The sequence below is a fragment of the Methanoregula sp. genome (assembly GCF_049518935.1).
GTDB lineage: Archaea > Halobacteriota > Methanomicrobia > Methanomicrobiales > Methanospirillaceae > Methanoregula.
This window is the reverse complement of sequence record NZ_JBEKRH010000007.1, coordinates 25,897-36,835: the sequence shown is the minus strand read 5'-3', so window position 1 is coordinate 36,835 and position 10,939 is coordinate 25,897. Positions and strand designations below refer to the sequence as shown.

At 55.8% G+C, this 10,939-nt stretch carries 10 protein-coding genes; 4 read left to right on the top strand and 6 right to left on the bottom strand.

Annotation, left to right across the window (positions count from 1 at the left end; genetic code table 11):
• Positions 1 to 36 precede the first annotated feature (36 nt).
• Positions 37 to 960, bottom strand: coding sequence for an NAD(+) diphosphatase (nudC, locus tag ABSE13_RS06520; protein WP_424027703.1), 924 nt, complete (start codon positions 958 to 960; stop codon positions 37 to 39).
• Positions 961 to 979: 19 nt separating this feature from the next.
• On the opposite strand from nudC, the gene ABSE13_RS06515 reads away from it, so the two are divergent.
• Positions 980 to 1,105, top strand: coding sequence for a hypothetical protein (locus tag ABSE13_RS06515; protein ID WP_424027702.1), 126 nt, complete (start codon positions 980 to 982; stop codon positions 1,103 to 1,105).
• 61 nt (positions 1,106 to 1,166) lie between these two features.
• On the opposite strand, the gene ABSE13_RS06510 is transcribed toward ABSE13_RS06515, so the two are convergent.
• Positions 1,167 to 2,396, bottom strand: a complete 1,230-nt coding sequence (locus ABSE13_RS06510; protein ID WP_424027701.1) for a serine/threonine-protein kinase — start codon at positions 2,394 to 2,396, stop codon at positions 1,167 to 1,169.
• A gap of 154 nt (positions 2,397 to 2,550) precedes the next feature.
• Positions 2,551 to 3,318, bottom strand: a complete 768-nt coding sequence (locus ABSE13_RS06505; RefSeq protein ID WP_424027700.1) for an FHA domain-containing protein — start codon at positions 3,316 to 3,318, stop codon at positions 2,551 to 2,553.
• A 200-nt stretch (positions 3,319 to 3,518) separates the two neighbouring features.
• Here ABSE13_RS06505 and ABSE13_RS06500 point away from each other — a divergent pair, with 200 nt between their 5' ends.
• Positions 3,519 to 4,472, top strand: a complete 954-nt coding sequence (locus ABSE13_RS06500; protein ID WP_424027699.1) for an HPr kinase/phosphorylase — start codon at positions 3,519 to 3,521, stop codon at positions 4,470 to 4,472.
• Positions 4,473 to 4,639: 167 nt separating this feature from the next.
• Here the strand turns inward: ABSE13_RS06500 and mgtA are convergent, their stop codons facing one another.
• Positions 4,640 to 7,231, bottom strand: coding sequence for a magnesium-translocating P-type ATPase (gene mgtA, locus ABSE13_RS06495; RefSeq protein ID WP_424027698.1), 2,592 nt, complete (start codon positions 7,229 to 7,231; stop codon positions 4,640 to 4,642).
• 261 nt (positions 7,232 to 7,492) lie between these two features.
• On the opposite strand from mgtA, the gene ABSE13_RS06490 reads away from it, so the two are divergent.
• Positions 7,493 to 7,738 carry a hypothetical protein gene (locus tag ABSE13_RS06490; protein WP_424027697.1) on the top strand — a complete coding sequence of 82 codons (246 nt, stop codon included), beginning with the start codon at positions 7,493 to 7,495 and terminating at the stop codon, positions 7,736 to 7,738.
• A gap of 549 nt (positions 7,739 to 8,287) precedes the next feature.
• Here the strand turns inward: ABSE13_RS06490 and ABSE13_RS06485 are convergent.
• Positions 8,288 to 9,094: an ABC transporter ATP-binding protein gene (locus ABSE13_RS06485; RefSeq protein ID WP_424027696.1), complete on the bottom strand. Its 807-nt coding sequence runs from the start codon at positions 9,092 to 9,094 to the stop codon at positions 8,288 to 8,290.
• The gene (locus ABSE13_RS06480; RefSeq protein WP_424027695.1) at positions 9,081 to 9,413 is read right to left on the bottom strand and encodes an STAS domain-containing protein; all 333 of its coding nucleotides are present in this window, start codon (positions 9,411 to 9,413) and stop codon (positions 9,081 to 9,083) included. The genes ABSE13_RS06485 and ABSE13_RS06480 overlap by 14 nt, the downstream gene beginning before the upstream one ends.
• Positions 9,414 to 9,556: 143 nt before the next feature.
• Here ABSE13_RS06480 and ABSE13_RS06475 point away from each other — a divergent pair, with 143 nt between their 5' ends.
• Positions 9,557 to 10,939: a PP2C family protein-serine/threonine phosphatase gene (locus ABSE13_RS06475; protein ID WP_424027694.1), complete on the top strand. Its 1,383-nt coding sequence runs from the start codon at positions 9,557 to 9,559 to the stop codon at positions 10,937 to 10,939.

The following is a 10,939-nucleotide window of genomic DNA, read 5'->3' as shown; positions in this document are numbered from 1 at the left end:
CGGAAAAAAGACAGCATGCCTGAAAACGCAGATCGATCAGGGATGTCGTGGTCTTTGGGAGATCCACTGGTCGATCAGGGCCCGGGAGATGCTCATTTTTGAGGGGAGCAGCGGGAGATGGTCCCGGTCAAACCAGTCAGCGGAGACGATCTCGTTATTATCGATCCGGATCTCCCCCCCGGCATAGTCCGCAGTAAACCCGATCATCAGCGAGTCCGGGAAAGGCCAGGGCTCACTCCCGAAATACCGGATATTCGTAATTTCTATACCCGTCTCTTCCCGCACTTCGCGACGGACCGCATGCCCGAGGTTCTCACCGGATTCGACAAAACCTGCAACAACGCTGTACTGCCCGGGAGGAAACCGGGGCGACCGGGCGAGCAGGATCCGGTCGCCATTCTGCACGAGCACGATGATTGCGGGAGAGATGCGGGGATAGGTGATAAGCTTGCAGTCATCGCATAATTTTGCCCGTTCCGTCAGGAGCTGCCGGGTCTCTGCGCCACACCGCCCGCAGAAACGTGTATTCCGATCGAACGTGACGAGCCGGACTGCAAGGGAGGCAATCGCCAGTTCGTCATCCGGAATTTTCCCAAAAAGGGTCCTTACACCAGCAAATTCCCTGCCCTCCGGAGTCCCCGCTGGTTCTGCAACACCGGCAGCATAGCACGGAATCTCGCCATAGTGACCGAGATACTGGATCGATGACCCCGTGAAACCGTGGTTTTCTGGAGGACCGGAAACAAAAATGGTGGACAGGGTCCCGGGGGTGACATATACACCGGTATCTTTCACCAGGACCCAGAGGGCATCCGGGGGAATGGCAGCGGGTTCCGGGAAGCGGGCAGTGAGGGTGCCCGCCGAAAAAATGCCGTTATGATCCCGGGGAATGTCCTGCTGCACTTTTGACAACTCCATCCATGCAGAAGATCGTGGGGGTTCGAAAGTATTTATCCCCATCACAAAAAAACAAGTACCTATGGAAAAGCAGCAGCTCATTCAGATGGGAATTGTCCTTGTGATCGGGATCCTTATCGGTGTCGGTATCGGATTCGCTCTCTGGCATGGTGCAGGTGCATCCGGCACCTGTGCTGTACCGGTGTAAATACCGTTGGTTAAGCACGGTGTCACAACGGGAGCCGGAGCAGGTTTCGGCGTAAAAATTCTTATTTTTCGCGATAACTCTCAAGACTACTGATATCTGCCAGGAGGGACATGACTGACGTGTATCGATCCGCAGGATTCTTTTCAAGACACCGGAGGATGATTGCCTGTACCTTTCTCCCATCCGGGCCTGCAAATTCCGGCACAACAGGTGCATCATGCAGTATTGCCTGGCTCAGGTCGTACATCTTCGCGTCCCTGAAGGGCACAACGCCAGTGAGTAGTTCGTGCAGGAGAATCCCCAGCTGGTAGATATCCGTTGCCGGCCCGGGCCTGCCAAACCGGGCGGGTGCGATCTGCTCCGGGGCTGCATAGACCGGAGAGTATCCAGGGACACTGGACTGGCGTGTATCGGTTATCTCCCGCCCGAGGCCCCAGTCGGTGATCTTTGGGGTCCCGTCCTCAGCAAGGAGAATATTTTCCGGTTTGATATCCCGGTGGATGACCCCCCGCTCATGCGCATAAGCAAGACCCCGCGCAACACCGGTAATAATCACCAGGGCTTTTTCCTGCGACAGCGGAAGAGGGATTTGTGCAAGTGAGCCGGGGGCATATTCCATCTCCACATAGGGAACCGGGAGGATGTTGGAAGAGTACATCTCAATGATATTTTCCTGATGGAGACCCTGCCAGAAGAAAATATCCCTGGTAAAATGCGTTCCCGTGATCTCATCATACCGGATGGGCACTTTTACGGCAACGGTCTTCTGTAACCGGGAATCATATGCACGGAATACCCGGGCAAGGCCGCCTTCCCCGATAAACTCCGCATGCGAAAACCGTTTTTCAAGGGATGGTGGGAACGGGACCGCAGGACCCATGGCTTCCTGAGCCGGACCTGCTGCGGGAGCCATGGAATGGGGGGGAGCATCGATCACGGTCACATTCCCGGAGGCGTTCCCTCCGGAAACGGGATTTGACCTGCCCGTTGAGGATCGTCTCCAGACGAGAAAATAGAAGAACGCACTCAGGCCGGCGATGGCGACAACAAGGAGTAAGACCGCCCAGACCAGAGGAACAGCAACCTTCGGCCGCTCAGCCGCAATTCTTGCAATGGCCGACAGGAGCCCGGTCCGGTTTGTGCGGAGAGGAATTACGACAGGACTTCCCGTGGGAAAAATGCGGGCCGGGACCGGGGTTATAGATGCAGCCTGCGGTGACTGAAGCGGGAACGCCGGGATACTATCACCGCCAGAATAAATCCGGGCGTCCGGTGATGATGAGGAAGTCATGTACCCGGGATTACCAGAAACAACCTGGGCTGATACCGGTATGACAGCCCCCATTATGCAAATGAGAATCAAAAGAACAGGGAGAACAGATCGATACTGAAAGGTTCGAAGAGACGCGTTGAGGATACAGTCCCATTCCTCAAAAAAATGGTTTCTAATCATACGAGACAAACAGGAAACGGGCCGCATTCGTTCCTACCGACAGATCGATCAGATCCCCGTTCGCAAGCAGGGTCTTTTTTCCCGGCGCAAGACGTTCCGAGTTCAGGTATGTTCCCCCGGTGCTGCCATTATCTTCAATCATCCATTCTTTCCCGGATCGGCTGAGCATGGCATGGGGCTTATTGACCCGGGTGACAGCAAGATATTGCTCCGGGAGGGAGACTGCTGCCACGGTTCCTGGCAGCGGTTGTCCGGGGTCTTCCCTGCCGACCGGGATCCGATCGCCATTGACCGGGAATACACGCCCGTCTGCAATCCCCCCCATGAGAATAAGCACCGGAGATCTTACACCGGTTGTCGCAATTACCGATTCACGGACCTTTTCGATCCGCTTCCGGATATCATTATACCCCGGGGAAACGGGTATGCTTGAAAAAATTCCAAGGGTCTTCGTCAGATTAGCCAGCCCGCCATCCGCAAGGGAATATTTCCAGACCGGCGCAATACCACGATCGGTTTCCCTCCCAAAGCCTGCATCCCGTTTCACAAGACTCATTGCTGCAAGGCGATCCAGATGTTTCTTGGTATTCTGGTACGTCATCCCGATATGTTCGGCGATAGCGGTGATCTCTTTTGGCCCGGGTTCGACGAACTTGAGTATTTTCAACCGTACCGGGCTGGAAAGCACCTCAAGGTATTCCGAAAGCTCTTCGAGAAACTGCGGATCCGAAGAGACTGAAATGGTTTTTTTCCCGGTCATGGCAAAGACACCCGGATGTCAATCCGATTGCACGTAGATAAGTGTCATTGTGCCGGATTAAAAAGACAACGGGTTTTTGTTATACCGGTCCCGGTTTTTGAGGTGCCCCTTCTGGTTTCTTGTTTTCCCTGAACAGGGCAGGGGATTATTAATAACCCATGAGGAGATCTGATTACTGTAGCACGGGCACGGTGATTCCTATGGCATATACGATTTCCCTTATCGCTCCTGATGAGAAGGAGCGCCTCGCCGGGCAGCTTGGGCCCTCGGTCCGGTATGAGATCAAATCCGAGATCTACGGGTGCTGTATCAAGCTCCTCACCGTTGACCATGAAGTAAAGGATACCTGGCAGGAAAATTTTTACTCGATGTCCCAGAATGTCCGGTCGCATGGCAGGATGTATGTGTTCAGCGATCCCGCGTATAAACCCGACACCGTCCTGTATGAGCCCCAGTCAAAGACCGCATTCCTCTTCAACTTCAACTACTATGGCTGGATAAAATCGCTTGCACTCAGTCTAGCCGGCGATATCCTTGAAGACGAACATGATATCTTCTCTATCCACGGGGCCTGTGTGGACATCAATGGCAGCGGCCTGTGTATCGTCGGAATCTCAGGAGCGGGAAAGACTACCCAGACATACGGTCTTTTAAAAAACCCGCGCACCCGCATTGTCTCGGATGACTGGTTCTTCTCGCGGGTGTTCGGCCCTGAGATCCTTGCCTATGGTTCGGAAAAGAATTTTTACATCCGCCAGGACCTGGAAAAGATCTGGAAGGAGTTCGAAGGGCTGGTAAAAGAAGGAGATTACGATGGTGACGGGCGGGCCGTTGCCGATATCCGGTGGATCATCGGGAAGGGCCGGATCCTGCCCATGACAACCCTCCGGATTATCATCGTCTTAAAACGGGATCCCGCAGACCAGACTACCGTGCAGTCACTCAACCCGGATACTGCACTGCAGATCTTTTCTGATAATAATTATTTCAATCCGCACCTGCTCGTCAATAACCCGTTCAAGAAGGAGATCAGGACAAAATATCTTCGCGATCTGCTCTCCCGCACCACCGTCTACATGGTAAATACCACGGGTACACCCGCCGAGACCCAGAAACTGATCCGGTCCCTTGCCGGGGTGTCGCAGTCGATCTGAACTGCGGCAGGGACCGGTGACCGGGAGACCGGCCGGTCACGACACGTGCATGGATTTTTTTCATGGTCGCAACGCGGCGCTACACCTCTTTTTAAAAGTCCCGGTCATCTACCGGGGAAAACGGGCAGCGAACGGGAGGTGGCCCGGTCCTGCGGCAGTAAGAAAAATCAGTGGTCGGGTACCAGGCGCCGCTCGGTACTTCCCCCGAACTTCCTGAAGAACCAGTATTTCACCATCTCAACAAGGATCAGGTAGCCGATCACAAGCCCTGCCAGGACCGCGTAGAAAGACACCGGAAGCTGCACGAACCCGAAGAGGCTGCCAATCACGGTGAATGGCAGGACACACGCGATCAGGACGATAAGGATCGTGCTGGCAAAGAGCATCCGGCTTGGCCGGCTCTGGTAAAACGGCACTACCCGGGTCCTGATGACAAAAATAACGAGCGTCTGCGTGCAGATCGATTCCACGAACCAGGCTGTCTGGAAGAAGGGTGCATCCGCCTGGAATACCACGAGAAGGATTAAGAACGTGATGAAATCGAAGATGGAACTGATCGGGCCAAACACCATGATGAATTTCTTGATAAAATCGATGTCCCATTTCTTGGGGGTGCTGATGTACGAGTCATCGACATTGTCGGTAGGGATGGTAGACTCGGATACATCGTACATCAGGTTGTTTAAGAGGATCTGGATCGGGAGCATGGGCAGAAACTTCAGGAAGAGCGATGCCCCGGCCACCGAGAACATGTTCCCGAAATTGGAACTGGTCCCCATCAGGATGTACTTCATGGTGTTCCCGAAAGTCTTGCGCCCTTCCAGCACGCCATCATGAAGTATGCGGAGGTCATTCTTGAGGAGAATGATATCCGCAGATTCCTTTGCTATATCCACTGCATTCTCAACGGATATACCGACATCAGCCTCGCGGATCGAGGGTGCATCGTTGATGCCGTCTCCCATGAACCCGACCACGTGGCCATTGTGCCTGATGGCCTGCATCACCCGGTTCTTCTGGGCCGGGGTCATGCGGGAGAAGATCGTCACGTGCTCGACCTGGCGCGAGAGGGTCTGCACGTCCATTGCATCGATCTCCGTGCCCGTGAGCACCCCCTTCACCCCGAGCCCGATCAACTCACAGGTCTTCTTCGTGACGAGCTCATTGTCGCCGCTCAGGATCTTCAGTTCGATCCCGGCCTGGGCCAGGAGCCGGATGGACTCGCGGGCGCTCTCCTTGGGCGGATCGATGAAGGTGATCAGCCCGACGAGGACCATCTCCTTCTCATCAGCAACGGAGAATGTAGCGGTGCCGGGGTCCAGGGGACGGTAACATACCGCAAGTGCCCGGAACCCGTCCGCGCTCAGGGAATGGTACAGGGCCGTAATCCTGTCACGGCCGGCATCGGTCAGGAGTTGTACGGCACCATCCTTTTCCACGGAGGTGCAGACCCGGAGGATCTCCTCAGGGGCCCCCTTCGAGACGATCACCTTGCCGGACTTCCCGGTGGCCACGATCGAGACCCTCCGCCGGACAAAATCGAAGGGGATCTCGTCGTTCTTCGTGAAGTCGTCGATATCGATGTGACGGAAGTTGAGGATGGCCTCGTCGAGCGGGCTCTTCAGGCCGGTCTGGAAGTAGCTGTTGAGGTACGAATAGTGGAGCACCGTATCGCTGTCGTTCCCCTCTGCATCCAGGTGCCGGACGAGCGCGATCTGGTTATCCGTGAGCGTCCCGGTCTTGTCCGTGCAGAGCACGTCCATGCTGCCGAAGTTCTGGATCGATTCCGGGTGCTTGACAATTGCCCCTTTCTCCGACATGGCCAGCGCCCCTTTTGAGAGGTTCAGGGAGAGGATCATCGGCAGCAGTTCCGGGGTCATACCAACGGCGAGCGCGACCGAGAAGATCAGGGACTGGAGCACGTCGTGTTTGAAGAGCGCGTTGATGAAAAAGACGATAATGACGAGGGAGAAGACGATCTTCGACATCAGGTAGCTGAAGTGCCGGAGCCCGCGCTCGAACTCGGTCTCGGGCGGGCGTTCCACGAGCGTCTTTGCCACCTTGCCAAACTCGGTGCCGGCACCAGTCCGCGTGATCATCGCGGTTGCCATCCCGCTGACGACAGAGGTGCCGAGGAAGACGTAATTACCCGCTTCCGCCAGCCGCTCGCCCGGGGCGGCCCGCTCCGCGGTCTTCGCGACCGGGAACGGCTCCCCTGTCAGGGAGGACTGGTTGACGTACAGGTCCCGTGAGGACAAGAGCCGGGCGTCGGCAGGGATGATATCGCCGGCAGCCAGCGAGACAAGGTCGCCCGGGACCAGGTCGGTGATCGGGAGCTCTTCTGCTTTGCCGTCGCGGAATACCGAGGCACGGGTAATGATCTTCTTCTTGAGGAGTTCTGCGGCATTTTCCGCTTTGTACTCCTGGAAGAAGTCAAGGGTCACGCTCGCGAAGATGATGACGAAGATGATCGCGGCATCCGTAATCTCTCCCGTGACAACCGAGACCACGGCAGCAAAAAGCAGGATGATGACGAGGAGGTTCTTGAAATGCGCGAGGAACTGCAGGATAACCGGGCGTTTGCGGATATGCGAGATATCGTTGGGCCCGTACACCGCCCGGTTCTTCCCAGCCTGGACTTCAGTAAGTCCGGCCGGTGACGAGGACAAGGCAGAGAAGAGTTCCTCTTCCGGGATTGTATGGAACTGCTGATCGGGCTTCCCTGCCTTTGATTCCGGTATTGGTGTCTGACCTGTCATGCGGTGATCCCGTTCCGTAAAGAGTGGTTACCTGCGGAGGTAAAAGAGTACTGTGATCCGCACCGGAGCACAGCACGGTGAAACGGTATTATCCATGGTGATGCGGGATCCTGACCAGCACCGGCCGGAAAGCCTGCGGAAAACCGGCCGGGAAAACCGTTGTACCGGCAGAGAACCCCGGGAGATACACGTGCCCCGTCCCAATTTTTATTACCGATCACCAGCTTACGTGTACCAACAATCTTACGAAGTGATTTAATCATGAATTTTGGAGACATTGGTGGTATGGGCGGGGCAGTTGCCAGTTACATTGCAACCCCCGAAGGCCAGGACGCAGTAAAGAAGTTTCTCGCATCGCCGGAAGGCATCACACTGCTGAAGGATTTTGCGGGAACCGCCGCGGGACAGAGCACCATGCTGAGTGTCCTGCCGACCGTGCTCAGCGGGCTCAACCTTCCCGCGGGCACTGCCGACATGATCAAAAGCGCTCTTCCCACCCAGCAGTAAGGGCTGGGAGAATTTTTCTTTTTTTTAGGGTCGGTAAAATCCTTTGCAGCAGTCAGGGCAGAGCATTCGCGATCATCACCGGTTGCGAATCACTGAATTATACAGCGTATACACTCGGGTACCTCAACTTGACATCTCCATAAATGGGGGGTCAAGAGGCGCTCCCCTTGGGCTGCCTCCCCCTCCGGGGGAGAGAGGGGGTCACCACTCGCAAAGGCCACAATAAAGGAGTATGATACGAGAGTTTTCTTTCGTACGGGAAATTTGCGATGCACGCCGCCGCCCCCGACGGGGCGCCCCGCGGCGGATCAGTGACTAAAAAGAATCCCGTGAAAACCTTCTTGCCCCGCCGTGCCTCATCTCTCATGAGATTCCGCAAGTCGAAGAATCCTTGCGTATTCTTCTCCAGTCAATCCTCGCTGAAGCGACGATTGCCTCCCCGGAGAGGCCCTGAGGCGGGGAACCCTCGCAAATATATTTTCATTTTATCAATTTTTCACAGTTCGATCAGGAATATTCAAGATTCATACCGGTTCTTGTGCCGCAATCTCACTCTTCCATGGCATAGTAATAGTCACCGGATTTCCTGACCCGGACCGGCACATCGAACAGATTCCCGATATGCCGGTCGGTAAGCAGTTCCTCCTTCCTGCCATCCTCCACAAACCGCCCGTTTTTCATCAGGATCACCCGGGAGATCTCCGGGATGATGTCCGGCAGGTTATGGGTAACGAGGATGATCCCCTTCCCGGACTGTGCAATCCTCCGGAGCGTCTGGCGGAAAGCATGAAGGGCATGAAGGTCGAGGCTGTTGGTCGGTTCATCAAGGATGAGCGTACGCGGATCGTGCACGAGCGCCCTCCCGATCAGGAACCGCCGGGCCTCACCGGAGGACATCTCGGTCATGCGCTTTGAACTGATATGCGTGATCTCGAGGAACGCGAGGATCTCATCGGTCTTCCGCTCCATTTCACCCGATATCTCCCGGTTGAAGAGTCCGACACTGGAGAAGAACCCGGACAGGATCACCTCCCTGCCGGTGATGTCGCGCGTAAACGCCTGCTGGAGATCGTTGGAGACAAGACCGAACGTGGATCGAAGCTCGAATACGTCCCATATATCGTGCCCGCGGATCCGGAAGATCACCTCGCCCGCGTCCAGGCGGGGATAGAATTCCCGGGTGATGGTCTTTATCAGCGAAGATTTACCGGCACCATTGGGTCCGAGGATGGCAAGGTGTTCCCTGTCACGGATAGTGAGCGACAGGGAATCGAGGACCTGCCGCCCGCCGTTAAAAACACTGACATTAACAAATTCCAGCAGCGGGGGGATCTGCGGGTCGTTACCAGCCGGCAAGGGCCTCTCCCTCAGAGGAGTGGATGGAAAAGATTGAGGTAAAACCTGCCAGTTTGAGGATCTTCAGCACTTCCGGCGAGAGACAACAGATCCCAAACCGGTCACCGGCACCTTTGAGTTTTTTTGCCGTGGCCAGGAGAACCCTGAGGCCCCCGCTGCTGATATAAGAGACGCCGGAAAAATTCAGCAGCACTTGATGATTGCCGCTCGCGATCTCAGTATTGATTACCCGTTCAAGTGCCGGTGCGGTCGCCGTATCGATCCTGCCGGCAATGGAGATGATTGTTGAACCATCCTGCGTTCTGGTTGATATTTCCACAACTATCCCTCACAACGGGATGATGATCTTCCCGGTGTTCTAGCAAGCAATATCGGTTCCAAAAAAGATAATGCTATCCCCTGAATCTCACGGGCCCGTGGTCACTATTAAGATGACCGGTGCTCAATGCGTACCTGATACCCTTGGATACCACGATCCTCTCCTCCCTGCTGGTGCTGCTCCAGATGATCTGCGTGATCGTCGTTGTTGCTTACCTGCTGACCCGCAGCAGGTTCTTCCCGGATGTGCTCGACGGGCACCCTGCCGTGAAGATCCAGATACTCCTGGTCCTGGTGTTTGGGGCACTCTCGGTATATGGGACCATGGCCGGCGTGGAGTTCATGGGCGCCATCATCAATGTCCGCGATCTCGGGCCGATGCTTGCCGGGCTGCTGGGCGGGCCATATGTGGGCCTCGGGGCGGGCCTGATAGGGGCCGCGTACCGTCTGAGCCTTGGAGGATTCACGGTCTATTCCTGCTCGCTCGCAACCGTGTTGGCCGGCATGATTGGCGGCCTGATCTGGCTTGCAAACAAACGGAAATTTGCCGGCATAAAGATAGCGGTCCTCTTTGCGATCCTGATGGAAGGGCTGCATATGTTCCTCACCATTGCAATCAGCAGCCCGTTCGACCAGGCGCTTGCCCTCGTCGAAGCGATCTCGGTACCCATGATCGTGGCCAATGCGGCCGGGATGTTCGTTTTTGCCTTCATTGTTGAAAACCTCCAGAACGAGAGGAAGATGCAGTCAGAACGCGATACCCTGCTGCGTGAAATAGAGCGCAAGAACACCGAACTGGCTATTGCTGCCGAGATCCAGCAGAGTTTCCTGCCCGATACGATTGCACCGATCCCGGGGTTTGATGTCGCTGCCAGGAGTGTGATGGCAAAAGAGGTAGGCGGGGACTTTTTCGATGTTGTCCCCCTCGAAGTGATACCGATAGACAAAAGCCGGGTCGGGGTGATGATCGCCGATGTTTCCGGAAAAGGGATCCCGGCCGCCCTCTTCATGGCCTTATCAAGGATTGTGGTGAGGGTGAATGCCTCGTGGTACCCTGACCGTCCTGCTGATGCGATCCGGGATGCCAACAATATCATCACTGCCGATTCGAGAGCCGGTATGTTCGTCACCCTGTTCTATGGGATCCTGGATACGGAGCAGACGTCCTTTACCTATGTGAATGCCGGCCACAACCCCCCCCTTCTCTGTCATGCGGCCGATGGTTCGTTCGAAGAGTTAACGCGGACGGGAATTGCCGTCGGGGCACTGATGAACCAGGAGTACGGCTCTGAAACCAGGATGCTCGTCAGCGGCGACATCCTGGTCCTCTACACGGACGGGATCACGGAAGCGGAAAATGCCGGTCTCGAGATGTACGGGGAGGACCGGCTGCGCTCGGTTATCGGCCGTTCACGGGATAATGATGCCCGGGAACTCATCACCACGATTCTCGGGGATGTAAGAGAGTTCTGTGGGGATCATCCGCAATCCGATGATATCACGCTGATGGTTATCAAGGTGGAATGA